We start from the raw sequence: 25,212 nt of genomic DNA on the forward strand, positions 1-25,212 counted from the left end.
TAAGCCCGTTTGCGCCGATGGTACTGCTATACCAAGTGGGAGAGTAGGTCGCCGCCTTCCTTGAACGCCCTTTACAAACGTAAAGGGCGTTTTTTTGTTTTTAGCTTTTTTCTTCTTTTCTTCTATATCTAAACGGTTTTCTAAAAATTGATATATTTAGAAAAACAACAACACCAACTTAATGAGCAACGATCCACAGAACAAAAAGTTCAAGCAGTGGCTTGATATTCTACAGCAAGAAAGTTGGCAGCTAGAGTTAATTATTTCTGGTTTTGCCATTTATGGATTGTTCATGATTATTGAACCAATAGAAATAGCAAGCGCAGAAGCCCAGAACAATGACAATATGTATCGAATATTTATGATGCAAGGCTTGTTGATCTCGTGGTATATACTTACCATAAATCTTTTAATCCATGTTGTATTAAGAGGCTTGTGGATTGGTGCAATTGGATTACGATATGTTTCTGGGGATATTGACTATGATGAATTGAATTACAGCACAAAATTTAAAAATCATTTACTGAAACGGGTAGGTTCTTTTGATAATTATGTAGCCAAGCTCGAAAAATATTGCAGTATAATTTTTGCTGTTACCTTCTTACTGCTTTTTTATTTACTGGGATTATTGGCATTATCATTTTTGTTTACTCTTTTAGGACTATGGATAGATAGTGAAAACACATCGTACACCATGCGTTATTGGGTTGCAATACCTTTGGTGGTCGCTTTAGGGATAGGTACGGTTTTAACTTTTATCGACTTTGTCACACAAGGATGGCTAAAACGTAAAAAATGGACTAGTTGGTTTTATTATCCAATATATTGGTTGTTTAAGTACCTGACTTTATCCTTTTTATATCGACCAATTGTATACAATTTTCTGGACACCAAATTTGGACGTAGATTAAGTTTAATTTTAGTTCCCCTGTATTTGGTGTTGACCATGTTGGCAGGAACAGGGTTTAGTACTTCAAATTATTGGCATAAGGACTTGAATTCCAATTCATTTATAGCGAATGTGGAAAATTACGATGACTCGGTGGCCAAAAACACTAGCTATGTAAGCTTGGCTTCTATACCTTCTAAAGTAATCACAGATAAATTTTTAAGTGTTTTCATAGTATATGGCCGAACTATTGAAGATGATGTGTTCTATTTTAACAAGAAATTGAAACCAGAAGTTGACAATCGTGGATTGCACTCTACCTTTCAAACAGGTAAAATAGAATGGCAAGACCGACGAAAACTTCTTAAGGAATATATGGCTACCATAAAAGAAATGTACCGACTTAAGATAGACAGCACATCTTATGATTTTGATTTTGTTTTTACCCAAAACAATAGGGAACAAGAAGGTTTTGAAACCTTTTTGGACATTGAGCAGTTGGTAAATGGAAAACACGTGTTAGAAGTGGCCAGAAAAGACCATCTAGAAGATAGCGTTTATTATCGTAGGATTATTAGAATACCATTTTGGTATTATCCTAAGTAAACCAAAACAATTATCAATAATTTAAAAGCTGAACATAGCGCAATATGTTTAACTTAGAACAAACAATTTATCCATGAGAGCATATTTAGTCTTCTTTTTAATTTCATTTAGTCTTACTGTGAATGCCCAGCAAGGTAAAATAAAAGCTCTGGTTGGCGGGACACTTATTGATGGTTTCGGTTCTGACCCCATAAAAAATAGTGTCATTTTAATAGAAGGCGATCGAATAAAAGCGGTTGGTACAATAGAAACGTTACCTGTTCCTGCTAATGCAGAAGTTATATCAACAGAGGGTATGAGTGTATTGCCTGGTCTTTGGGACATGCATGTGCATACCATGATCAATGGACATGCAGATTATACATATTGGGATAAAACATATCCACCCTTATTTAAGGATGTTATCATGCCTTCTTCTGCTCACCAATTACTAATGGCAGGAGTAACAAGCGCCAGGGATTTAGGAGCACCTTTAGAAGAGAGTATTGCTGTAAGGGATGCCATAAACAATGGTGAAATTCCAGGAGCAACACTTTATGTTTCTGGACCATTTATTCAAAAAAAGCCGTATCCAGGAACTGAGGATTTTAGATGGGGTGTTAACGGCCCTGAAGATGGAAGAAGAAAAATAAAAAAATTGGCCAAAGCCGGAGTGGATGTCATTAAATTGATTGATCAAGATCAAATGACTATGGAAGAACTGCGCGCCGTTGTGGATGAAGCCCATAATAACAATTTAAAAGTGGTCGCCCATGGACATCGACCTGAAGAAATTAGAAGAGGATTAACTGTAGGTGCAGATTGCTTTGAACATACAGGCCTTTCGTCTTCTCCGCGGTACCCAGATGACGTTATGACCATGATCAAGGAACGCACGGCGGATATGAGTCAAGGTCCATTGTTTTGGTGTCCAACGGTTGAGGGTTTATACAACTATGAATATGTTCGTGACAATCGTGAAAAACTAGATAATGATTCATGGCACAGAGGGTTACCAGATACCGTCATAACGGACATAAAAAACAGTATAGCGCACCCTGACAGACTTCCTTATTTTCAACTAACACCATCAAGAAAGCCAACCTTAAAAACTAAAATTCAACAGTTATTGGATGCAGGTGTTGTTTTGTTAGTTGGAACAGATAGTGGTATACCTATGAAATTCCACAGTCAATCTACCTGGAATGAGTTGGATGTATGGGTGAATGAGTTTGGTATTGATCCTATGTATGCAATTCGTGGAGCAACATATTGGCCAGCACTTTGGATGGGCGTTGCCGATGAAGTGGGAACTGTTACCCCAGGCAAATATGCGGATATCATTGCAGTAAAAGGAGATGTGTTGCGCTATATAAGCTTGCTTCAAGATGTTGATATGATCATAAAACATGGTAAGCAATACAAATAAGAGATATAGTTGAACAATTCTTTTTAATTTAAAATACCACCATGATTGACCGAATACCATCTATTGTATTCATACTTTTTTCTTTAATCCTTACTGCACAAGAAAACAATCTTAAAGCCCTAGTTGGAGGAACACTGATCGATGGTTTTGGATCAGATCCAATTAAAAACAGTGTTATTATAATTGAGGGAGAAAAAATAATTTCAGTTGGAAACGTAGAAAATACGATTATACCTAGTAACGCGGAGATTATTTCTACAGAGGGAATGTCAGTTTTACCGGGTCTTTGGGATATGCACGTTCACACAAAATTAGTAGGTCATTCTGATTACGGGTATTGGGACAAAGTATATCAACCCCTTTGGAAAGATGTAATTATGCCTGCATCCGCGCATCAACTCTTAATGGCAGGAGTTACCAGCGCCAGAGATTTAGGTGCTCCTTTGGAAGCGAGTATTGCTGTACGTGATGCTGTTAACAATGGAGATATACCAGGCGCAACGTTGTATGTTTCTGGACCCTTTATTCAACATAGGCCATATCCTGGAACAGAAAATTCCAGATGGGGGGTAGATAGTCCCGAGGATGGTAGAAGAAAGGTGAAAAAATTGGCTACTGCAGGAGTAGACGTCATCAAGTTGATTGATCATGATCAAATGACCATGGATGAGCTAAGAGCTGTGGTAGATGAAGCCCATAAGAATAATTTAAAAGTTGTTGCCCATAGTCATAGACCTGAAGAAATTAGAAGAGGATTAGAGGTAGGCGTGGATTGTTTTGAACATACGGGATTGTCGTCTGCGCCCAGATATCCAGATGATGTTATGACCATGATAAAGGAGCGCACGGCGGATATGAGTCAAGGACCTTTGTTTTGGTGCCCAACAGTTGAAGTACTATATAATTTCGAATACAATAGGGATAACTTGGAGTTTATTGATGATGATTCATGGCATTTGGGATTACCAGATAGCGTTATAGTGGACATTAAGAATAGCATTCAACACCCAGATAGGCTTCCTTATTTTCAATTGATGCCTTCAAGAAAACCAACATTGGAAACCAAAATCAACCAATTGTTGGATGCAGGAGTGGTTTTGATGATTGGCACTGATAGCGGTATCCCAATGAAGTTCCACAGCCAATCTACGTGGCATGAGCTTGATGTTTGGGTGAATGAATTTGGCATTGACCCAATGTATGCGATTCGCGGAGCAACGTATTGGCCTGCACTTTGGATGGGGGTTGCTGATGAAGTTGGAACTGTTACTCCGGGGAAATATGCAGATATCATTGCTGTAAAAGGGGATGTCTTAAGGTATATTAGTTTGCTTCAAGATGTGGATATGGTTATTAAGCATGGTAAACGTTACAAATAGATTTTGTTGACTTCTGACCCCAAATCTGTTTTATTGGAAGAAAAATGGAATGCGTATTCGCATGCCATAGGTATTGTACTTTCCGTTTTGGGAATGATCTTTTTCTTTCAGAAAGATATGACGAAAGAACCGCTGCTCTTTAGAAGCATTTTGGTTTATTGTATATCGCTGATTCTTCTTTTTACTGCTTCAACAGTTTATCACGCCGTGCAGAATCCAAAACTTAAAAAGAAACTTAGAGCATTAGACCATATAAGCATATATTATTTGATTGCGGGAACTTATACACCGGTTTGTTTCACTGTTCTTTCCGATTCAAAAGGATGGTTACTCTTTTATCTTGTATGGGGAATAGCGCTCTTTGGAACTGTTTTGAAATTGTTTTTTACGGGTAAATTTGAAGTTTTTTCGTTGGTGCTTTATGGAATAATGGGATGGTTAATTGTGATAGATGTTTCGTTCTTAGTAGAAAACATGTCCAGCAATGGGTTACTGTTTCTTGGATTAGGAGGTGCTTTTTATACTATTGGAATCCTGTTTTATGCCCTTAAAAAAATACCATATAATCACTTGATTTGGCATTTTTTTGTGTTAGGAGGGGCAATTTGTCATTGGGTTATGATTCAAAAAGAAATATTCACTTGAATGTATGCCAATATTAAAAGTTAATAGGAAAATGATAAGGGACTTATACCAGATATGCAATCCCAATACCTAGAATAATCACCACAAGTTTGCGCAGGTTAAATGAGTGTCCTTGAGAGCTTTCAAACAGAATTACTGTAGAAATATGAAGAAATACACCAATGGCCAACGAGGTCATTAAATATCCATTGTTTTCCATCCATGCAGATTGTGTTGCTATATAACTTCCTAAGGGAGTCATAATAGAAAAGACGGCAATAAATAAAATTATTAAACCTCTCTTCATTTTTGAATTCACCAAAAAGATACTCAGAATAATTGCTACGGGAATTTTATGGATGACAATTCCATATAAAATGGAATTGTTACCATCAATAGGAACACCTTCAATAAGGGCATGCAATGCCAAACTTAGAAACAGGAACAAGGGAAACTTGTTTTCTTGCAGATCAACATGCATATGGCCATGCTCGGCCCCCTTAGAAAAGAACTCTAAAAAAACCTGAAGTAATATACCCGCCAGAATCAGCAAAGCAATGGTCTTTGGGCTATGACCTTCATAAACCTCGGGCAGTAACTCAAAAAAAGTCAATGCCAGTAAGAATGCACCACTAAAAGCCAATAAAAGCTTTATGTTTTTTTTGTCTTTGGGTCTTGCTATCCATACAAAAGCAAAACTTGCCCAAACGGCCAATATGGGAACTGCGAAAATCATAAAAAAGGGAAAATTCATTAGCTGGGTTGAAGGGATAAAAATAGCCTATTTTTACCGAAAGTTTTTTATTAAGGATGGCAGAAAATTTTAGAATGTTGGCCAAGACCTTGTATGGTTTTGAACCTATTTTGGCCAAGGAGTTGAGAAACCTTGGCGCAGGAAATGTTGAGGAAGGTGTGAGAAACGTTTCTTTTGATGGTGATATTGGGTTTTTATATAAGGCAAACCTTTGTTTGAGAACCGCTTTAAAAATTATGAAGCCGATGGAGCGGTTTAAGGTGTTCAATGAAAAGGAACTATATGATAACGTATATGCCATTGATTGGCCCGACTATTTTGACCATGATAAAACCTTTGCCATTGATACCATAATGAATTCGGAGGTATTCAATAATTCAATGTATGTTTCCCAAAAAGCCAAAGATGCATTGGTGGATAAGTTTAGGGCTGTTAAAAGACAACGCCCTAATGTAAGTACACAAGATCCAGATATACGTATCAATATTCATTTGTATAAGAACACCTGCACAATTTCTTTGGACAGTTCTGGAAATTCATTGCACCAACGCGGTTATCGCATTTCAACCAATATTGCTCCGATCAATGAAGTATTGGCTGCAGGCTTGTTGCTTTTAAGCGGTTGGGACGGGCAACTGGATTTTTTGGATCCTATGTGCGGGAGCGGTACTTTTTTAATTGAAGCAGGTATGATCGCTTGTAACATCCCGGCTAACATCAACAGGGAATCATATGCATTTATGCAATGGAATGATTATGATGCTGAACTTCATGAGAAAATTGTAACGGCAAGTTTAAACAAGACTAGAGAATTTCATCATAAGATCATTGGATATGATAAAGCTCCTTCGGCAACCAGAAAAGCACAGGAAAATGTTGATAACGCCAACCTTTCTGAATACATCACTATAGAAAGAAAAGATTTTTTCAGAACGGAAAAGCCTGTAGACGGAAAATTGCACATGGTTTTTAATCCACCTTATGGAGAAAGGCTTCAAATAGATGTTGAAGATTTTTACGGTAAGATTGGAGACACGCTAAAACAAAATTACCCAGGTACAAATGCTTGGTTAATTACATCAAATTTAGAAGCGCTAAAGTATGTGGGTCTTAGACCTTCACGAAAAATAAAGGCTTTCAATGGAAAATTGGAATCTAGATTGGTGAAATACGAAATGTACGAAGGGAGTAAGAAAGCAAAACATAAAACAGATACAATATGAGGCCAAAACATAAAGCATTGTTGTTCAATTTTATCGCCTTTGTGGTATTGTTTTTAATAGCTCGTTTAGTTTTGGGGTACTATTTGCCCATAAACCCAATTTTTTTGGCAGTTACCTCTGCTATCATCGCCAATGTGTTGGCTCCTAAGTTTGGTGCTATTCAAACAGATGATGGGGAGAAAGTATTGATGAAATGGATTTTCATTAAAGGAATGAGAGAAATATGATTTTCTTCTTATTTATCTGACCAGACTGCAAGTTCGTTTCCTGAGGGGTCCAGAAAATGAAATCTACGTCCTCCCGGAAATGAAAAAATGTCTTTGGAGATTGCTCCCCCATTTTTTTCAATTCGGCTTTTTATGATATCAAGATTTTCATGATACAATACTATAAGTGCTCCATTGACTATTTCGTCTCCAGTTGTTTCAAAACCTCCTTCAATACCACTTTCTTCAAACGCTATATAAGTTGGGCCATAATCCGTAAATACCCAGCCAAAGGATTCGCTATAAAACTCTTTCGTTTTTTCTAAATCTTTTGTCTTGAATTCAACATAGTTGATGTGGTTATTTTTTATACCCATTTTAGAAATATCTTTTATTCTGTTTCTGGTGATTTCTCTTTTTTCTTTTTCGCTTTTTTGTATAATGGAATAAAATAGGAGATGGAGTAGTTATAACTCACTCCAAAATTACTTCCATCTGTTACTCTGTTAAAACCGGGAATCCAGAGATTTGGAAAACGTTCCTCTTCCTTGTTTGTAACCAAAAAGCCTAAACGAACGCTCATTCCAATATAGATGTTAGCGAAAAGTTCGGCCTTAATTCCAAAAACAAATTCTAACCAAGAAGCACTGAGGCTACTAAACTCTTCTCCTGGTTGAGCACCTGGCAGAAACTCTTCTGGGTTAAAAAACCTGTTGCTCTCAAAAATGCTGTAATCATTTAAGGTTTGACTAAAACTCGCAACAGAATACCGACCGCCAACAGTAATGGCATTGTTCATTCCAAACCAGTTTTCATAAGTGTTCAGGTCCACTCCCAGTTTAATATAACTTCCAGACGATGTATAATTGTAGAGGGGGGTATTGCTTAAGTCTTCAGTCTGTGTTTTTTCTTCATTGCCTAATTCGGCGGCCAGATAAAGTTTTTCGGTTATCCTGTAATCACCAACCAATTCAAAACCTGTATAATCCTCGTCAATAAAAGAAAATATCAGTCTGTTCAAATCGGCCCCAACACGCAAACCATATTCTTGTTTATACTCAACTGTATCCTTTTGCTGAAGATCCAAGGGTTCGCTTTGGCCTTTTGCCAAAAACGAAAATGAGACAAAAATTATACTAATGAAATATCTTAACATGGATGTTATTGGAGTTTTCTATTGTGTCTTCTACCACGGTAATATTTTGAATCCAGTTACTGTCATCCGTGGTTAACCCAATGGTAAGGGTGTTGTAATTGGCCACAAAACCACAGGCTCTAGAAATGAATTGTTCACTAACGGAATAATTAAAGGATAAGGTATCTCTATTACCGGTTTCTTCCATGGTTGTTTCATCATCCGCAGAATCGGTTATTACTTCGTAGGTTGTGGATATACCATCAATTCTTAGGGGAATCAATAACGAATCTGGTGAATTTGAGCGATCGTTAAACGAATCGGTGGTTAAAATACTGTCGTTATCAATGCCCTTTATTCGTATTAAAGGAACCGATTTGAAAACCGTTGTATCTATGGCATCATAAAAACCAATTACCAGTAGTGGGGTGTCACCATCAACACAAATGTCATCTTTTTCACAAGAAGAAACATAAATAAGTGAGAAGGCAACAAGTAAGATGGGAAGGATTTTTTTCATTCTAGAGTAAAAACAAATTTTATCAAAAACTAGGCCCGTTTTTCCAAAAGTACAACATTTTCTACGTGATGTGTTTGCGGAAACATATCAACAGGTTGTACTCTTGTCACTTGATATTTTTCATTTAAAATCGCTAAATCCCTTGCCTGTGTTGCACTATTGCAACTTACGTAAACTATTTTCTTGGGCGAAATCTGTAAAAGTTGTTCTACCACTAATTTATGCATTCCGTCCCTAGGAGGATCAGTTACAATTACGTCTGGTTGTCCATGTTGTTCTATAAATGAGCGATTAAATATTTTTTTCATATCGCCTACAAAAAACTCCACATTGGAAATATTGTTGTTGAGCGCATTATTTTTTGCGTCTTCTATTGCTTCTGGAACCGATTCTACACCAATTACCTTCCTTGCTTTTTTAGATATAAATTGAGCAATGGTTCCCGTTCCTGTGTATAGGTCGTAAACAAGCTCGTCTCCAGTTAGGTTTGCAAAATCCCGTGTTACTTTATAAAGTTCATGGGCTTGCTCTGAGTTGGTTTGATAAAATGATTTAGCATTTATTTTAAACTTCAGCCCCTCCATTTCTTCAAAAATATGGTCCCTACCCGCAAAGCAGATTACTTCTTGGTCATAAATGGTGTCATTTTGTTTTTGGTTGATGACATATAGCAATGATGTGATTTCTGGGAAGGTTTGTTTTATATGGTTCAACAACAGCTCCCTTTTCTTTGGATCATCTTCAAAAAATTGAATCAGCAGCATAATTTCCCCTGTAGAAGTTGTTCTGAGCATCATGGTTCGTAACAATCCCTGCTGTTGTCTGGGATTAAAAAATGCAAATCCATTTTTACTGGCAAAGTCTTTGATTTCCAACCTAATTGCATTGGATGGGTCTTCTTGCAAGTGACATTTTTTAATGTCAAGAATTTTATCCCACATACCGGGAATATGAAAACCCAATGCGTTTCTATCTTCAATCTGAGATTCTGAATCTATCTCTTCTTGGGTCAACCAACGACTACTAGAGAATGAAAACTCCATCTTGTTTCTATAGAAATACTGTTTTTTGGAACCAAGAATTGGAGTTGTTTCCGGTAGCTCAAGATTTCCTATGCGCTTTAAGTTGTTTTCGACTTCCTTTTGTTTAAAATGGAGTTGATGTTCATATGCCATGTGCTGCCATTTGCACCCGCCACAAACTCCAAAATGCTCACATTGAGGTGTGGTCCTTTTTTTGGACAATGTATGAAAATGTGTTGCTATACCTTCAAAAAATGCCTTTCTCTTCTTTGTGGTCATTACATCCACAACATCTCCTGGTACGGCATTAGATAGAAATATAATTCTACCATCAGGGGCTTTTCCAACAGATTTTCCTTTTGCTCCTGCATCTATTACTTCAACATTTTCAAACGTTTGTCGACTTCTTTTTTTGCGCATTTGGCAAAAGTAAGAATAGGTTTCTATTAAGAACAAGTAACTTGTAAAAATGAATGGGTAAAAAGCGTTCTTTTTTGAACCTTTCCAATATTCCACTGTCTATAGGTTAGTATTTGATATGAAAACAACGGAAAAAGTTTTTGATGGGTTAGTGGTATTGGAATATCAATCTGGTAATAAAAAATCATTGTCCATATTAGTAAAGAGACATCATGCTAGATTGTGCAGGCATTCGTATAGGTACACATATGATTTTGAAGCTTCCAAGGATATTGTTCAGGATTCGTGGAAGGTCATAATTAGTAAACTGTACACGCTTAAAGACCCCAATTCTTTTAGCAGTTGGGCCACCAAAATTGTTACAAGAAAGTCCTTAGATCATCTGAGCAGACTAAAAAGAACTAAAAAGAACATTGAAAGCATTCATAAAGGTTCAATAATCAATGATGTTACTGATGACAAAGAAGCTGAGATAAGAAAACTTCTTTTAGCAATTAAAGAATTGCCGGAGAATCAGCAAATGGTATTGAAGCTATTTTACTTAGAAGAATATTCGTTAAAGGAAATCAGCAGCATACTTAACGTATCAATAGGGACAACAAAATCAAGGTTGTTCCATGCTAGGGAAAAATTAAAAGGAATTTTAAAGACAAAAAAAAGATGAAAAAAGACATTGAGAAAATAGACGAGCTTATTAAAGAAGCACTAACCCAAGAAGAGGCAAAGTTTTATGATGACCTTGGAGAACAAAACATTATTGAAAAGCTTGGAAGTGTATTTAAAGGAAAAACAGGATGGTTGGCCATTATTATGAATTTGTTTAACCTGATTATTTTTGGATTGCTCATATTTTGTGTTGTTCAATTTTTAAATACAGAGATTACTAATGAGCTTATTAAATGGGGAACTGGAATATTTGCTTGCCTAATCTTTATGGGTATGATAAAACTGTTTGTATGGATGCAAATGGACAAAAATGATATTTTAAGAGAACTTAAGCGATTGGAGCTGCAAATATCAACTTTATCTCATAAAAAGAATGACTGATTAAAACAAGACAATCTTTTAAGTTTGAAAAAATATTTAATAATTTAGCAGCTCTTCAGGGATGATTTCTCTCCCACGCTGAATTTTCGAGACTTCGAAAGGATAAAGGTATTGCAGGAATGGTTATTTTATTAATTCAAAAACAATTAAAATGGCTGTTTTAGAACATTTAACATCGCAACAAGCGATAGATTTAGAAAACAAGTACGGAGCACACAATTATCACCCACTTCCTGTGGTATTAAATAGGGGAGAAGGTGTCTTTGTATGGGATGTGGAAGGCAAGAAGTATTATGACTTCTTATCCGCCTACTCGGCCGTAAATCAAGGACATTGTCACCCAAAAATTGTTGGGGCAATGACAGAACAGGCCAAAACGTTGACCTTAACGTCAAGGGCTTTCTACAATGATATGTTGGGTAGGTATGAGGAGTATGCTACTTCTACGTTTAAGTTTGATAAACTTTTACCCATGAATACTGGCGCAGAGGCAGTGGAAACTGCTTTGAAAATCTGTAGACGTTGGGCATATGAGAAAAAAGGAATTCCAGAGAATCAGGCAAAGATTATTGTATGCGAGAACAATTTTCATGGGAGAACAACAACGATCATTTCATTCTCCAATGACGCCGTAGCAAGAAAAAATTATGGTCCGTACACGGAAGGCTTTATACAAATTGAATATGATAATTTGTCCGCTTTGGAAGAAGCTCTGGTAAACAATACAAATGTTGCCGGGTTTTTAGTTGAACCTATTCAAGGTGAAGCTGGGGTCTATGTACCATCTGAAGGTTACCTGAAAGCTGCGAAGTCACTTTGTGAAAAGTACAATGTACTTTTTATTGCTGATGAGGTGCAGACTGGTATTGCACGTACAGGACGATTATTGGCAACATGTGGAAACTGCTCGTGCAGTGATAAGCATTGCAGCGGTACACCAGATGTAAAACCAGATGTTTTGATATTGGGCAAGGCCATTTCTGGCGGAGCATATCCTATATCTGCAGTTTTGGCCAATGATGCTGTTATGGATGTAATTACCCCGGGTAGTCATGGAAGTACTTTTGGAGGTAACCCCGTAGCCGCCGCCGTTGGTATTGCCGCTTTAGAGGTGGTCAAAGATGAGGACCTGGCACAAAATGCTTTTGATTTGGGCGAAATCTTTAGAGCAGAACTCGAGAAATTTGTCTCAACATGTGACTTAGTCATAAAAGTTAGGGGAAAAGGGTTGCTCAATGCAATAGTTATAAATGATAGCGAAGACAGTTCAACAGCATGGGATATATGTATGGCTTTAAAAGAAAATGGTCTTTTGGCAAAACCAACTCATGGTAACATCATTCGTTTTGCACCGCCTTTGGTCATGAACCGAGAACAGTTGCTGGATTGTGTTTCGATAATTATAAAAACACTACAAGAATTTGAGAAATAAAAAAAGCCCCGATAAGGGGCTTTTTAATATAAAAACTTGAGTTAATTAAGGGGCTGAGGCCCCACCTTTTGCTTTTGACCTTCGCAATTGACGCTGTATTTTCTTGATAGCGGATTCAATGGACTTTTCAGGCTCTATGATATTGTATTCACCCCAAAAGTCGGGATCGGAAAACCCGAGGGCTTCATCACTTAAAATAATGGATTTTTTAAGTCTCTCCCTGTTTTTTGGCAGTTCGCCGGTAATGTTTTTTTCCCAATCGGTAACGGCCATTTCTGCTGTCATGCTATATACCGAGTTGAATAACTTGTCCTCCCAATCCACTTTAAATTCTAATAGGACATTACTATAGCCGTAGTACCATTTTCCTCCTTTTTCCCTATAATCAACGCGGTAAGCAACCTCTGTGGGCCATACATCCACTCTTGCAGGTTTTCTGCGAACAAAAAGCCTAGCAGCTTTTTCCCTATCAGTTATGTTTAGGGTATAGATAGCACTGGTCAAGGTTCTGTTTTCAACATCAATAAAGAGTTCGCCTGTATATAGAGGCTCAGTAATGGTTTCTAGCTGTTTAAACTTAATTACATAAATAAGCTTATCATTTATTCTTGTGGAACGGCTAAACGTGAATTTATAATCCGAAATGGATCCTTCTGCAAAAATATACTCTGGATACTTTATAATATCAACATATAGGGTATTGAAAGGCCCTCCCTGTAATTTAAGGGCAACAGTATCGAGTTTACTGTAATCTGTGCTTTTTCTTGCTTTGTAAAGTTCAACAGCATCTTTTCGCAATGAGCTGTAAGGGGTTTTATAAATATTAACTACGGCTTCTGATAGTGATACGTTCTTTCTTCTTTTTTTAATGGTTTCTCTATAAAAAGCAGTCATTAAAGTTGGGTCATCAAAGTAATTGTCCCCTTTTCTTGCCAATGTTTCCTTAACCAACGCCGCAGCATCTTTTGGAGCATTAATGTTAACTTCAGAAAGTTCAGTTACAGAAATTATAAGTGAAATCCTGTTCTTATTTGGTTTTAATTGTGAAAGAGGAATATTTTTACTCTTGTATCCTAAAAAGGATACCACTACCGTCGCATCTGTTATGCTTTCCGGGATTTTTAAAAGAAAGCTCCCTTCTGTATTTGTAATTGTACTAATGTTGGTCCCTTCAACGGAAAGTGTGGCAAAAACCAATGCCTTCTTGGAAGATGCATCAATTACTTCTCCTTTATACTGCTTGTAATTTTCTGTTTTTTCTTGTTGCTGAAACGCAAATACATTTGTTGTTCCAAATGCCAAAACGCATAGTACTGAGAGTATTACGGTCAGGGTCTTTTTTTGAATTCTATGGCATCTTTCATACATAACTCCTCCGGTTTTTGGGTTAAAAACTACTACTCTAAATTAGTGATTTTTAATGATATAAAGAAATCGTAGAGCTTTATAGAAAACAATTCTTAGGTTCTATTCCCATGAGAGAATATTTTAATCTACCATAAAAAGTGCATTGGCAAAAAATAGTTTGCCATTTTCCCAGAAACCTCGGAACAATGGGTTGTCAACCATATAGATAACCTGTCCTTTACCGGATTGCTCAACTCCAAAAACTAAAGAATTACCAATGTTTTTTTGGGCATCACTACCCGCAAAACCGGAAACAGGTTTTGTGTTGTTCTCCAGGTAAACTGCATTTCCATTTTTAAGATACTCATAGTTGGAATTTCCTAGCTTTAAAGTGAAATAGTTAGTTCCGTAACCATATGCCAATGGATGGGTATTATCCACTTTGGTTTTAAATATTGCTCCTGTAATGGCATTTTTGATGCGTTCTCTTTGCGTATTCTTATGTGGCTTAGGTTGAACTACTGTGGAATCTTTTGTTGATTTTTTCTTTTTGATACTAAATCCTTTTTCTCCATCAATGGCATTGATGGCACCTCCCATAGCAATAATCTTACCGCCAGTTTTAACCCAGCCTTGCAGTTTTTTTAATTCATCTTCATTAAAGAAATCTCCATAACGACCACTTGGTAAAACCAATATGTGATAGTCCTTTAAATCAACTTTCTTAAAGTAATCGTTATCGATTACGGTTAATGGATAATGCAATTGTTGCTCAAAAAAGTTCCATATTTCACCAAAACGATAGGTTGAAGTAGGCTTCCCTGACAGCACTGCAATTTTTGGCTTTGTAATCATTTGAACGTATGAAGACCCAAAATCCTTTCCAGTATCTACAAAGCCGGTTTCAACGGATATAATCTGTGTTTGACTTTTCTCCCTGATCCGTTTTAGTACTTGAACAAAATCTGTTTTATATTGATTGTCCCCTTTGGTAATGATTAAGCTACCTCGCTTAAATGATTTACCTTTTAATGAGAAAGGATGGTCGGCTTTTCTAACTCTAATGCCTTCCTTAAGCAATTCCGCAAGAAAACGGGCATCTTCCATGCTATTCCAATCCACAACATGGGCATAGGCATTTTCTTTGAAAGTAGGAGGGCCGCCGCTAATATGAATAACAGGGTCCTCAGAATTGGTTTTATCAAAATATGTTGCGTTTACCTCAGATTCTGTAGCCACGGCATCAAGTCCGTAAGCATAAGGCAGGGACCAAGCGGTAATATCATAGGTAAGCGAATCGCTTAGTTTTGCTTTGGGTTCGAACAGCACCTTTACCAAAGTTCCCTTGGACTGATTGGTTGAAACTACCAAACTGTTTTCAGAAATAGACATACTTCCATTGGCACCGGTTTGATACCTGAATCCTTTTACAGATTTTACGTTAGGGCTGCCGAATTCAATGTTATGTTTGGAGAGTAATCTTTTTAATGCAACAATTTTATCTACATCTCCATTCAATACATAGCTCTTATACTTGAAGTTTTTGTTTTGATAGAATTTTCTAAATTCAGTGTTTAGCTTATCTGCATTTTGTGAAGAGACTTCTATTGTGGATAAACCTGTGGTATAGTGATGCGCAATACGATCTTTTAGAGTTAAGGTATCTCCAATTCTTGTGATTACCCCTAAGCCTCCGCGTCCACTTCCACCTTGTTCATAGGTCATTCCAATAGCACCATTATAGGTAGGGTAGGTATCTCCATAACTGGGATAGAAAAGATCAAACATTTCTTTGGTAAAATAGAACCAACCATTTGCATCAAAATATTTTGCATGATTTTTTCCAAGAGTAACCTGAAAATCTCTTTGAAAATCAGTAACCACTTCGTGATATGGTTCCGCTGCTGGAGCAAAAAAGTATGGATTATCTACTCCTTGCTCATGAAAATCTACATGTACGTGGGGCAGCCATTTATTGTATACTTTTATGCGATGTTGACTTTCTACCTGGGTCAACCATGCCCAATCCCTGTTTAAATCAAACATATAGTGGTTGCTTCTACCGTTCCACCAACCTTCATTATGTTCCTTACTGTTGGGATCCACCTGGTATGGTTCATTTTTGTATTGGTTGTACCAATTAATATAGCGATCTCTTCCATCTGGATTTATACATGGATCCATTATGATTACCGTATTTTCTAAGTAGGAACTTTTGGTCGTCAATAAATCATAAATAGTCTGCATAGATGCTTCTGTGCTAACACTTTCATTGCCATGGACGTTATAGCTCAGCCAGACTATTGCTTTGGACGAATTTCCTGACCCTTGAGTATCTTTTAAATGTTCCTGTCTTATGCTCTCTAGGTTAGAAATATTTTCAGCAGAAGAAACATACATCAACAATAACGGTCTACGCTCGTTGGTTTGCCCATAAATGGTCAACTTTACCTGATTAGAGGCTTCTTTGGCCAAATATTCATAATAATCTACTACTTCATGGTGTCTGGTAAATTCTGTGCCAAGCTCATACCCTAAAAATTCTGAAGGAGATTTTAGCTGTTGTGAGGATATTGTAAAAGAAATTAATGCAAAAATTAGTAGTAAAAGTCTAGTCATGAAAAGGTTAATTTGCTGAAATCAAATCTAACAATAAATTCCAGAATGACCATTCTTGTCCTATCAAGTGTTAGGTAAATTAACTAAAAATGTAATTAACGTATTTTTAGGAACTGAAAAAAAGAAGAGGATTATCTTTAGCACGATATTAAAACTTTAATGGAAGTAGATTGTATACCTTTTAAGGAAACGGGTTATTTTTCTAAACTTATTTGTGATTATCTTGACCATAGCAAGAGCTTACAGCCGTTTTTTAACCGATTTCCCAGATTAGAAAATTTTGAAGATCAACTAAAAGAAAAGAAGGCCAACTATCCTGCTTTACATAGGTCTATTCTTTTTAAAGCGATTAACAATCAGTATAAAGGGTTTTCTGTTTCAGAAGCTACCGCAGACCAAATTTCTTTATTACAAGGAGAAAACACTTTTACCATAGTCACCGGACATCAGCTAAACCTTTTTACAGGGCCGTTGTATTTTTTGTACAAGATCATTTCTACAATTAATTTGACAAGACAATTAAAAGAACAATATCCACAATACGATTTTGTTCCTATATATTGGATGGCCACTGAAGACCATGACTTTGATGAAATAAACTATTTCAATTTTAAAGGACAGAAAGTTCAATGGAACCAAGAAGCTTCTGGAGCAGTTGGAAATTTAAAAACGGAAGGACTGGATTCTGTTTTTAATACGTTTTCTTCTAAATTGGGAAATTCGGCAAACGCTGACAAATTAAAGGCATTATTTAAAAATGCCTATTTAGAACACGATAACCTGTCCGATGCCACACGTTTTATTGCAAATGAATTGTTCGGAGAATACGGTTTGGTAATTGTTGATGGTGCTAGTGCTGCACTAAAGAAACTATTGATTCCCTTTGCCAAGCAGGATATTCTTGAAAACCTTCCCTTCAAAAAAGTTTCAGAGTCCATAGAGGCCTTAGCAGAACTATCTCCGGATTACACCATACAAGTAAACCCAAGAGAGATAAATTACTTCTATCTTTTAGACGGTATTAGAGAGCGGATCGTGGAAAGGGACGGAACTTTTCAAGTCAACAATACAGAGATATCCTTTTCTAAAGAAAATCTTGTTGCCGAACTAGAAAAACACCCTGAACGTTTTTCTCCCAATGTTATAGCCCGTCCGCTGTATCAAGAAGTCATTCTTCCTAATCTTTGTTATATAGGAGGAGGAGGGGAGCTCGCATACTGGCTAGAGCTAAAATCTTATTTTGAAGCTATGGACGTTACTTTTCCAATGTTGTTGCTTCGGAACTCGGCATTGGTCATGACAGAAAAGCAGGTGAAAAAAGTGGAAAACCTCAATTTAAAGGTTTCCGATCTTTTTTTAAAGCAAAATAGCTTCATCAATAAGAGGATCAGGGAAATCTCTAATATTGATGTTGACTTTTCACCTCAAAAAAAACTGTTAGAAGAGCAATTCCAAGAATTGTACAAACTTGCAGAAGAGACGGACAAAACCTTTTTAGGAGCCGTAAAAGCTCAGGAAGTAAAACAAAAGAAGGGACTGGATGCATTGGAAAAAAGGTTGTTGCAAGCGCAAAAAAGAAAGTTGAAAGACCAGGTCATAAGAATGACAGATATGCAGAACGAACTTTTTCCTAACCTATCGCTGCAAGAACGCCAGCTTAATTTTTCAGAATTGTATTTAGAGCAAGGAACTGGACTTGTTCCTGCCCTAATGGAAGCCTTGGACCCCTTATGCAATACATTTCTAGTATTGAAATATTAAAACATAAAGTTTTGTTTTTTAATATGTTGAGCTTAAATTTTTGAAAAACATGGTGTTTCCAAAAAACTTTTTTAAAAAAAACACGGATTTAGAGTAGGGTTTTTCTAGAGGTAGTTGTTTTACTACTGAAAATTGCTATGAAATTTTCAAAGATATGAGTAGGTTAACTCATATGTTTAGGTTGGTTTTGATTTTATTTTAAAAGCCTCGGAGTGGTTCCCGAGGCTTTTGTGCTTTATAAAACTAATTCAAACTTAATTCATAATTAGTTACAGGCATTGGTAATATCTCGGGTTTCAGTTGAGGTCTCGATAATTCTATCAATAACGGTATTGCCGCGCACCGTTACCTCAATGTAACCGTCCGCCACCTCCGTTACAACACCGGTAAAGCTATTGAACGCGAATTGGGTCAAAATTTCTTGGCCGGTCAGGGGATCATCGTTTTCTTGATAATTTCCTTCAATCCTGAACTTTTGTACATAAGGTACCCTGATATTTTGATACTGCTGATAAATATCTGCGACCGAAATAGCGGTTCCTGCCGGAACACCAACTTCTCTTGATACCGAAACTTCCACAGATTTTTCAGTACTCAAGCTACGAGATCTGGTATTGGTCTCCGTTGCGGTTTTCGAATATTCATAGCTGCCGGTTATTGAGCCCGTGATGGACTTTTTGGTTCCGCTACCAAAGAATTTGGCCTCTGCTTCGTAAGATACTTGCACACTAACTTCAACACCGGCGGTATTTGTTGTCGAAACGGACATCGTCTCCTCGTAACCAGCAACTTGGGTTGTGCCAATTGTGGTACTTTCTCCTATGGTTTGTGTCAATGTTCCGCTACTACAGTTTCTCAAAGTACTGTTATAGGCACTATTGGTGGCTGAAGGGGGCATGATGGGTTTGGAGAATTTGGAATCAATCACTTGTACATCCCAATCTATATCAAACAGTAAGATTCTAAAGTGATGGGAATCTGAAGGTGTACTACTGTTGGCAATGACAAAATTACTGCCAGATACTACCAAAGGATTTTCAGTACCTCGGGGTACAATTTTGAAAAAACCAGGTCCTTCTTTTTCTATTTTGAACCAATAATGCGGAAAATCGGCAACATTGGTGTTGCCCCCATTTACAACTAAATTCCCCCGACTTTGAACATTTAGTTGACCATTTGATATATATAAATAATGAATATCATCATCATCATGCACAGCAATTGAGAAATATTCTTCATTGTCAGGAATCTTAGCAAAATGATACGTTGTATAAGTTTCGAAGAAATCAGGTTCTTCCGAATAGTTCATGGTTCCCCTAAGTCGTATATCAGCTGGTGGTGAAGTGCCAGTGGCTGGATATCGCTGTGAAGATGGAGCACCTACTACATTATTATCATTATCCACTAACTGCACATAATATTTTAAATCTGGTCGCAGGCTTACCTCGGCGAAGAGGTCGTCTAAACCTTCAGCACCAATTTCTTCATCTTCTGGGCTTGGTTTAAAAGATAGTTTCGCAAAGTCTTGTGTTGCCAAAACGGCATCGTTTTCATCTCGCACAGTAACTTGAACGGCAACCCCGTCTTTCAATTCATTTTCTAAAGTATCATCAAGTGCATCATTTTCAAAGGAGAGAATGGCCAAATTGCTGAATTCATCAAAAGGTACAGTTTGGTCTTCAAGATTGGAGGATGATTCTATTGAAATTACCGCGGTAACTGGATTATATCCTCTTCTTGCAATTTCACGGGCACTGAGACTAATACCAATTTGACCTTCGTCTGTCTCAAATTCACTGGTGGAAATAGTTGGGTCGAGCTCTTCCACCTGCCCATTTTGATTTGGATCTGGGTTTCCGGAATCATCTTTACTACATGCTACTACTAGAATTAACAATAGTAGCATAAAAGATCTACTCAATACTTTAAAATTTGTTTTCATCACTTTTTTGTTTTGTGGGTTAAACTTGATAGTTGTTTTGTGTGACCTGCCCGGGAAACGGTCTGCAGCCCTTATCCGAGCAAGACCACAAAACTGGATGTCAACATAATGACATAACAAACCTAAAGTGCTGATTTTGAGAAATGAAAAAATAGGGGTGGACAACAGGTGGACACCTTAAAAATTAGGATAGGACAATGAGTGGACAGGCTTGAGAATACCTGTTTTTAAAGGGATAACACCAAATCTTGCAAAGAGTCTTCTGTGGAAATATCCAGTTTTTTACGGAGTCGATAGCGTGCTTTTTTTATCCCTTCAGGGGAAATATTGAGGATATTGGCGATCTCTTTTGAAGAAAGGTTCATCTTCAAAAGGGCCAATAAACGAAGTTCGTTTGACGTAACATCTGGAAATTTGGTTTTTACATTGCTATTGAAATCCTTGTGCACTTCTTCAAAATACCGAGAGAAATTTTCCCAATTGTTGTCGTCTTGCAGGTCGAAATTGATGGTTCGAATCAGTTGCTGATACCCATTTTTGGACTCTTCCTTTTCTTTGAGTTCTTGGGCTTTTTGTTTGAGCCCTTCCAAAACTTCGTTCTTCTTGGCCAGATGAAGGGCATGAGTGGTGAGTTCCTTCTTTTTAAAGGCTAGTTCGGCATCTACTTTTTCTTTTTCGAGTTTGTTGCGTTTTAGTTTTTGGCGCACGGCATAGAAACCAATGATGGAAAGTAAAAGCCCTATACCCATAAGAAGCTTTTGCAGGTTACTGATGGAGGCTTCTTGTTCCAAAACCGTTATTTCCTTTTCTTGCAGAACTATTTGTTGTTCTTTTTTTTCGGTATCATAGATAGTACGCAGTTCTTCAATCTGCTTGACTTTGGTTTGTTCAAAAACAGTGTCACTGAGTCGTTTAAACTCTTTGAATTCTGCGAGGGCATTTTTGTAATTCTCCAAACCTTCTAGCGATTCAGCTCTACCTTTATGAATTGAAAATATAAACCCTGGGCTGTTAGCAGATACTCTGGCAAGTTCCATACATTCAGCAAAAGTTTCAAGTCCTAGCCTATACTGTTGATTTGAGTTGTATGCATCTCCTAAGTAGTACAATGACCTAATTAAAGCAACTGGCCTTGTCGTTTCTCTGTGAATTTCCACAGCTTTTTCCAACCAAAAAATAGCCTCTGCGTATTTTTTTTCAGCCAGAAAAGCACGTCCCATGTTTCGAGAAGCACCTCCTTCAAGCAACAGGTTCTTTACTTCTTTAGATAGGGATATACTCTTCTTCAAATATTTTTTTGCTTTTTCATACTCCTTAAGGTCGATATAGTTCTGCCCAACGGCATTACAAGTTACAGCTTGATATAATTTATCGTTTTGTGCCCGGTAGATTTCAAGCGCTTGCAAGGTATACTCGTTTGACTTTTCGTATTTGCCCATAGTCCCTTCCAAACTTGCTAGACCGTTCAAAGCATCCGCTTTGCGAAGAGGTTGATTTATTTTATCATAAATGGACAATGCTTTGAATATATATTCATAGGCTTTTTTCTTTTCACCTTTGTACTCATAAAGCCCTCCAATGAAGTTATATTCCATTGCCAATCCAGCAGAATCTCCCAAGACTTTTCTTTTCTCAATATTTTCGAGGGAGATTTTGAGTGCGCTATCGTATTGAGCCTCTTCAAATTCCAGAATGGATAACGCGTAACTTAGCTTTATTTCATCCTTTAGGTTTCCTTCGATTTTAAAAATGTCTAAGGCTTTATGGTAGTTAAATCGAGAGGAATCTACATGCCCACGATATTTGAAATAATCACCTAAATCATAATATGCTTCGGCTTTGCCGATTTTGTAGCCCAATTGATTAGATAAATTAAGGCGTTCCTCAGCATAGCCCCGTGCTTTGTCAACTTCTTTAGTGATGGTCTCGTCAAAAAGCTTTCCCAAAATAGATACTTTCAAAGTATCATTGGATAATTGATTGTAGACAGAAAGTAGGCTGTCCAACTTTTGGTTTTCTTGGGCATTAATGCACAAACAAAAGTTGAATAAAAGAAAGAAGAGAAGTTTAGAGGTTTTCATGGAGGTTGGATTACCAACTAAAAATAGGAATTTTAAACCAAGCTTTTGAAAAATAGCTCCTTACGGATTATTCTACTTTAAACGTTTCTTTATCTGGTCCCACTCCTTTTAGGGTCAACGATTTCCATTCTTTAGGGAGAACGGGATTTTTCTGAATGATTCCTTCATTGGTGATGTTCAAACCTCCAAAACCAAACAATACCACCTGAAGCATACCTCCTGCACCCGTAGCGAAATAGGGATTGTCACTAGTGGCCGCTTCAGCCAGTGCTCCAAAGGGTGGACGTTTATTTGGTTCAAAACTTCTTCGGAACAAACGATAGGCTTCTTTGGTGTTCCCCAAACGCGCATAGATGACCGCAAACACAGATTGACCCATGGCAGGACCTTCTTCCGCCAATTTGGGTTCGTAGTATTTCAAATCTTTCAACACCGTTTCCTCATCGTTTACCACATCCAAAGGATAGGTCAATAAATTGACATCTGCCTGTTTGATGCGTTCCCCGTCATAAGTAGCATGCTCCTTAGTTGTTCCATCTTCAAATTTTAATATTCTGATTTTGGAAGCAACCTTATTCCACAGTGAGTCCGCAGTTTCTCCAACTATTTTTGCAGCTTCTGTAGCATATTGCAATGCTGTTATGGCCGAGCCATTGGTAAAGGCATTGTCATCTACATTTGGGGCAAATTCGTTGGCGCCCACTACATTCTTAATACTGTAGGTTCCATCTTCATTTTTTATGGAACGGCTTACCCAATAATCCGCAACTTCCTTCATTAATGGATATCCTTTTTCTTTTAACCAATCCATATTTTGAGAAACACGGTAATAATTCCAGAAAGCAATGGAAACATCAGCGGTGATATGGTGTTCAAAAGTTCCGGTCAATGCCCATGCAGGGGTGGCTTCTTCACCGGTATCATCACTTTCCCAAGGGAACATAGCTCCTTTATAACCAAAATTGATAGCCTTTTCTTTCGCTTTTCCCAATCGGTCTGAGCGGTAATTGACCAACGATCGGGCAATATCTTGGTTTAGCATTAAAAGCGGTGGAAACATCCACAACTCCGTATCCCAAAAAATATGGCCGTTATAATTTTGAGAAGATAGTCCCATTGGTGCTATGCTCAAATCAGAATCACCTCGTGAGAAGGCATAAAGGTGATATAGTGCTAACCTTACATCTAATTGATCTTGAAGATTTCCTTCAATAACAATATCTCCTTCCCAAAGTTCCTTCCATAACTTTTTGTGTTGATCTAATAAATCAGCCTTTGGGGTTAATAAATTAAAAATCACAAATCGTTCAGACTCGGTTTGTGGGTCATCAAAATCTTGTGTGGAACATACTGCTCCGGTCCATGCAAATTCGTAAGCTTCGCCTTTTTTAAGTTCTTTTTTAAATGATAATCGGTTATCATATGCTGAAACTTGCCCATGGGTCAATTCCGGTCTTTGATGCTCTCTTGTGGAGTTGATGGCATGCCAAACAAAAGTGGCCGAAGTTCCCACCACATGTCTGCCTAACCTGCTTTCCGCAACGGTTTGCAGAATAGGCATGGTAGTCTCCAGATCTTGCAGTATCCTAAAGGTGCTGTTTGGGCTATGGTATTCATCAGGAGTGCTAATAATCCCGGTCGCCTTTACTTCAATATTTTTGAACGGTTCAATTTGAACATCAATATAACCTGAGTATTGCACATTGCGCAACGCATAAATGGTGTAGGTGACTTTGGCCTTATTCTTAAAGTTAAAACTAGTCGTAAAACCGGCTGTCTTCATGTTTAGTTCCTGTTTCCACTCAGACACATTTTGCTCCGTGATTTTTTCCCCATCTATTTCCATCTCCAAATTGGCAAAGTTCATTCCCAATAGGATACGGCTTACACCAAGCGGTGATTCCTTATCGTAAACATTGTTTAGAATTATGGATTTGGTTTGGAAAGGTTTGTCTTCAGGCAAAATTCCTATTCTACCATTGGCAGCTACTATACCAGTATATTTATCTACTTTGTTAGAGGAAATGCTCCACCCATCTTCTTGGGCAAAAACAAATACGCCCATTAAAAGAGCAAGGAGTGTGGAGGTATTATTTTTCATTTTTAAAGACGTTTAAAACAAGTCTTTAAAATAAGATTTTATTTCGAATAATGTCGCTTCCGCCATAGTGTCAAAACGAAGGTCTGCATGACCTAGTCGCTCTTTTGGCCCTATACCCACGCTGTGAAATCCTCCTGCTTTTGCAGCATCAATACCACTTTCTGCATCTTCAAAAACAATACATTCTTCCGGTTGTAGATTCAACTTTTCGGCACCGTACAGAAAAATATCTGGTTCCGGTTTGCTTTTTGAGACACTGTTTCCATCGCCAATAACGTCAAAATATCCAGAAGCATTTAACTGTTCCAATACTTTAATGGCATTTTTACTAGCGCTTCCTAAAGCAACACTGAACCCTTCCGTTCTTAAATGGGTCAACAATTCTTTGGCCCCGGGTAGGTAATCATCTGGAGTCATGGTCTCAAGGCTTGCAACATAAATATCATTTTTTTTAGTCGCTAGCTTGGCCAAGGTCTCTGCATCCAAAGAGGTATTGTTATGATCTAAAATGACCTGGATGGAATCCATGCGCGAAATGCCTCTAAGTTTGTCGTTGACCTCATGATCAAAATCCCAGCCCATATCATCGGACAACTTTTTCCAAGCCTTGTAATGTGATTCTGCAGTATCGGTAATGACTCCGTCCAAATCGAAGATAAATCCTTTAATCATGGTTCAATGTGTTTACGACAGCAA

General features: G+C 37.5%; 21 protein-coding genes. 10 read left to right on the forward strand and 11 right to left on the reverse strand.

Going from position 1 to position 25,212, the window contains the following annotated elements; all coding sequences use genetic code 11:
- The first annotated feature begins 181 nt into the window (after positions 1 to 181).
- From DKG77_RS14420 to trhA, 4 genes are all read left to right on the forward strand, one after another.
- Positions 182 to 1,495 carry a hypothetical protein gene (locus DKG77_RS14420; RefSeq protein ID WP_109664439.1) on the forward strand — a complete coding sequence of 438 codons (1,314 nt, stop codon included), beginning with the start codon at positions 182 to 184 and terminating at the stop codon, positions 1,493 to 1,495.
- A 73-nt stretch (positions 1,496 to 1,568) separates the two neighbouring features.
- Positions 1,569 to 2,903 carry an amidohydrolase family protein gene (locus tag DKG77_RS14425; protein ID WP_109664442.1) on the forward strand — a complete coding sequence of 445 codons (1,335 nt, stop codon included), beginning with the start codon at positions 1,569 to 1,571 and terminating at the stop codon, positions 2,901 to 2,903.
- A gap of 41 nt (positions 2,904 to 2,944) precedes the next feature.
- Positions 2,945 to 4,282 carry an amidohydrolase family protein gene (locus DKG77_RS14430; RefSeq protein WP_109664445.1) on the forward strand — a complete coding sequence of 446 codons (1,338 nt, stop codon included), beginning with the start codon at positions 2,945 to 2,947 and terminating at the stop codon, positions 4,280 to 4,282.
- Positions 4,283 to 4,288: 6 nt separating this feature from the next.
- On the forward strand, positions 4,289 to 4,927 hold the full coding sequence (gene trhA, locus DKG77_RS14435) for a PAQR family membrane homeostasis protein TrhA (protein ID WP_109664447.1): 639 nt from the start codon (positions 4,289 to 4,291) through the stop codon (positions 4,925 to 4,927).
- A gap of 43 nt (positions 4,928 to 4,970) precedes the next feature.
- Here trhA and DKG77_RS14440 read toward each other — a convergent pair whose 3' ends face one another.
- Positions 4,971 to 5,660 carry a ZIP family metal transporter gene (locus DKG77_RS14440; protein WP_109664449.1) on the reverse strand — a complete coding sequence of 230 codons (690 nt, stop codon included), beginning with the start codon at positions 5,658 to 5,660 and terminating at the stop codon, positions 4,971 to 4,973.
- A 56-nt stretch (positions 5,661 to 5,716) separates the two neighbouring features.
- Between DKG77_RS14440 and DKG77_RS14445 the strand changes: the two genes are divergently transcribed.
- On the forward strand, positions 5,717 to 6,883 hold the full coding sequence (locus tag DKG77_RS14445; protein ID WP_109664451.1) for a THUMP domain-containing class I SAM-dependent RNA methyltransferase: 1,167 nt from the start codon (positions 5,717 to 5,719) through the stop codon (positions 6,881 to 6,883).
- Positions 6,880 to 7,110 (forward strand): hypothetical protein, encoded by a 231-nt coding sequence (locus DKG77_RS14450; RefSeq protein ID WP_109664454.1) that lies wholly within the window; start codon positions 6,880 to 6,882, stop codon positions 7,108 to 7,110. The genes DKG77_RS14445 and DKG77_RS14450 overlap by 4 nt, the downstream gene beginning before the upstream one ends.
- Positions 7,111 to 7,118: 8 nt before the next feature.
- Here DKG77_RS14450 and DKG77_RS14455 read toward each other — a convergent pair whose 3' ends face one another.
- Genes DKG77_RS14455 through rlmD form a run of 4 tightly spaced genes read right to left on the reverse strand, consistent with a single transcriptional unit; the run spans position 7,119 to position 10,186 of the window.
- Positions 7,119 to 7,466: a VOC family protein gene (locus DKG77_RS14455; protein ID WP_109664457.1), complete on the reverse strand. Its 348-nt coding sequence runs from the start codon at positions 7,464 to 7,466 to the stop codon at positions 7,119 to 7,121.
- 14 nt (positions 7,467 to 7,480) lie between these two features.
- Positions 7,481 to 8,245, reverse strand: coding sequence for a DUF6048 family protein (locus DKG77_RS14460; protein WP_109664460.1), 765 nt, complete (start codon positions 8,243 to 8,245; stop codon positions 7,481 to 7,483).
- Positions 8,226 to 8,744, reverse strand: a complete 519-nt coding sequence (locus tag DKG77_RS14465; protein ID WP_109664462.1) for a DUF6452 family protein — start codon at positions 8,742 to 8,744, stop codon at positions 8,226 to 8,228. Before DKG77_RS14465 ends, DKG77_RS14460 begins: the two co-directional genes overlap by 20 nt.
- Before the next feature lie 29 nt (positions 8,745 to 8,773).
- Positions 8,774 to 10,186, reverse strand: a complete 1,413-nt coding sequence (gene rlmD, locus DKG77_RS14470; RefSeq protein ID WP_109665011.1) for a 23S rRNA (uracil(1939)-C(5))-methyltransferase RlmD — start codon at positions 10,184 to 10,186, stop codon at positions 8,774 to 8,776.
- 118 nt (positions 10,187 to 10,304) lie between these two features.
- On the opposite strand from rlmD, the gene DKG77_RS14475 reads away from it, so the two are divergent.
- The 3 genes from DKG77_RS14475 (at position 10,305) to rocD (ending at position 12,665) form a co-directional block, all read left to right on the forward strand.
- On the forward strand, positions 10,305 to 10,850 hold the full coding sequence (locus DKG77_RS14475; RefSeq protein ID WP_109664465.1) for an RNA polymerase sigma factor: 546 nt from the start codon (positions 10,305 to 10,307) through the stop codon (positions 10,848 to 10,850).
- Positions 10,847 to 11,233, forward strand: coding sequence for a DUF6768 family protein (locus DKG77_RS14480; protein WP_109664468.1), 387 nt, complete (start codon positions 10,847 to 10,849; stop codon positions 11,231 to 11,233). The genes DKG77_RS14475 and DKG77_RS14480 overlap by 4 nt, the downstream gene beginning before the upstream one ends.
- Before the next feature lie 151 nt (positions 11,234 to 11,384).
- A complete protein-coding gene (rocD, locus tag DKG77_RS14485; protein ID WP_109664470.1) occupies positions 11,385 to 12,665 on the forward strand; it encodes an ornithine--oxo-acid transaminase in 1,281 nt (426 codons plus the stop codon).
- Between the two features lie 45 nt (positions 12,666 to 12,710).
- Here rocD and DKG77_RS14490 read toward each other — a convergent pair whose 3' ends face one another.
- The gene (locus tag DKG77_RS14490) at positions 12,711 to 14,033 is read right to left on the reverse strand and encodes a carboxypeptidase-like regulatory domain-containing protein (RefSeq protein ID WP_109664474.1); all 1,323 of its coding nucleotides are present in this window, start codon (positions 14,031 to 14,033) and stop codon (positions 12,711 to 12,713) included.
- A gap of 120 nt (positions 14,034 to 14,153) precedes the next feature.
- Positions 14,154 to 16,631: a M14 metallopeptidase family protein gene (locus DKG77_RS14495; RefSeq protein ID WP_109664477.1), complete on the reverse strand. Its 2,478-nt coding sequence runs from the start codon at positions 16,629 to 16,631 to the stop codon at positions 14,154 to 14,156.
- A gap of 159 nt (positions 16,632 to 16,790) precedes the next feature.
- Here DKG77_RS14495 and bshC point away from each other — a divergent pair, with 159 nt between their 5' ends.
- Positions 16,791 to 18,392: a bacillithiol biosynthesis cysteine-adding enzyme BshC gene (bshC, locus tag DKG77_RS14500; protein WP_109664479.1), complete on the forward strand. Its 1,602-nt coding sequence runs from the start codon at positions 16,791 to 16,793 to the stop codon at positions 18,390 to 18,392.
- A 265-nt stretch (positions 18,393 to 18,657) separates the two neighbouring features.
- Here the strand turns inward: bshC and DKG77_RS14505 are convergent, their stop codons facing one another.
- The 4 genes from DKG77_RS14505 to pgmB form a co-directional block, all read right to left on the reverse strand.
- Entirely contained in the window at positions 18,658 to 20,334 is a 1,677-nt protein-coding gene (locus tag DKG77_RS14505) for a hypothetical protein (protein ID WP_133248463.1), read from the reverse strand.
- Positions 20,335 to 20,561: 227 nt separating this feature from the next.
- Entirely contained in the window at positions 20,562 to 22,415 is a 1,854-nt protein-coding gene (locus DKG77_RS14510) for a tetratricopeptide repeat protein (RefSeq protein WP_109664485.1), read from the reverse strand.
- Between the two features lie 67 nt (positions 22,416 to 22,482).
- On the reverse strand, positions 22,483 to 24,516 hold the full coding sequence (locus tag DKG77_RS14515; protein WP_109664487.1) for a glycosyl hydrolase family 95 catalytic domain-containing protein: 2,034 nt from the start codon (positions 24,514 to 24,516) through the stop codon (positions 22,483 to 22,485).
- A gap of 12 nt (positions 24,517 to 24,528) precedes the next feature.
- The gene (pgmB, locus tag DKG77_RS14520; RefSeq protein ID WP_109664491.1) at positions 24,529 to 25,188 is read right to left on the reverse strand and encodes a beta-phosphoglucomutase; all 660 of its coding nucleotides are present in this window, start codon (positions 25,186 to 25,188) and stop codon (positions 24,529 to 24,531) included.
- Positions 25,189 to 25,212: the final 24 nt, after the last annotated feature.

This window comes from Flagellimonas aquimarina (genome assembly GCF_003149745.1).
GTDB lineage: Bacteria > Bacteroidota > Bacteroidia > Flavobacteriales > Flavobacteriaceae > Flagellimonas > Flagellimonas aquimarina.

Bases quoted from the DNA above. Each gene is read 5' to 3' on its own strand.
- DKG77_RS14440 (WP_109664449.1), bottom strand. From the start codon at position 5,660: ATGAATTTTCCCTTTTTTATGATTTTCGCAGTTCCCATATTGGCCGTT.
- DKG77_RS14420 (WP_109664439.1), top strand. From the start codon at position 182: ATGAGCAACGATCCACAGAACAAAAAGTTCAAGCAGTGGCTTGATATT.
- bshC (WP_109664479.1), top strand. From the start codon at position 16,791: ATGGAAGTAGATTGTATACCTTTTAAGGAAACGGGTTATTTTTCTAAA.
- DKG77_RS14475 (WP_109664465.1), top strand. From the start codon at position 10,305: ATGAAAACAACGGAAAAAGTTTTTGATGGGTTAGTGGTATTGGAATAT.
- DKG77_RS14495 (WP_109664477.1), bottom strand. From the start codon at position 16,631: ATGACTAGACTTTTACTACTAATTTTTGCATTAATTTCTTTTACAATA.
- DKG77_RS14450 (WP_109664454.1), top strand. From the start codon at position 6,880: ATGAGGCCAAAACATAAAGCATTGTTGTTCAATTTTATCGCCTTTGTG.
- DKG77_RS14480 (WP_109664468.1), top strand. From the start codon at position 10,847: ATGAAAAAAGACATTGAGAAAATAGACGAGCTTATTAAAGAAGCACTA.
- rocD (WP_109664470.1), top strand. From the start codon at position 11,385: ATGGCTGTTTTAGAACATTTAACATCGCAACAAGCGATAGATTTAGAA.
- DKG77_RS14445 (WP_109664451.1), top strand. From the start codon at position 5,717: ATGGCAGAAAATTTTAGAATGTTGGCCAAGACCTTGTATGGTTTTGAA.
- DKG77_RS14505 (WP_133248463.1), bottom strand. From the start codon at position 20,334: ATGAAAACAAATTTTAAAGTATTGAGTAGATCTTTTATGCTACTATTG.
- DKG77_RS14455 (WP_109664457.1), bottom strand. From the start codon at position 7,466: ATGGGTATAAAAAATAACCACATCAACTATGTTGAATTCAAGACAAAA.
- pgmB (WP_109664491.1), bottom strand. From the start codon at position 25,188: ATGATTAAAGGATTTATCTTCGATTTGGACGGAGTCATTACCGATACT.
- DKG77_RS14490 (WP_109664474.1), bottom strand. From the start codon at position 14,033: ATGTATGAAAGATGCCATAGAATTCAAAAAAAGACCCTGACCGTAATA.
- DKG77_RS14430 (WP_109664445.1), top strand. From the start codon at position 2,945: ATGATTGACCGAATACCATCTATTGTATTCATACTTTTTTCTTTAATC.
- DKG77_RS14515 (WP_109664487.1), bottom strand. From the start codon at position 24,516: ATGAAAAATAATACCTCCACACTCCTTGCTCTTTTAATGGGCGTATTT.
- DKG77_RS14465 (WP_109664462.1), bottom strand. From the start codon at position 8,744: ATGAAAAAAATCCTTCCCATCTTACTTGTTGCCTTCTCACTTATTTAT.
- rlmD (WP_109665011.1), bottom strand. From the start codon at position 10,186: ATGCGCAAAAAAAGAAGTCGACAAACGTTTGAAAATGTTGAAGTAATA.
- DKG77_RS14510 (WP_109664485.1), bottom strand. From the start codon at position 22,415: ATGAAAACCTCTAAACTTCTCTTCTTTCTTTTATTCAACTTTTGTTTG.
- DKG77_RS14425 (WP_109664442.1), top strand. From the start codon at position 1,569: ATGAGAGCATATTTAGTCTTCTTTTTAATTTCATTTAGTCTTACTGTG.
- DKG77_RS14460 (WP_109664460.1), bottom strand. From the start codon at position 8,245: ATGTTAAGATATTTCATTAGTATAATTTTTGTCTCATTTTCGTTTTTG.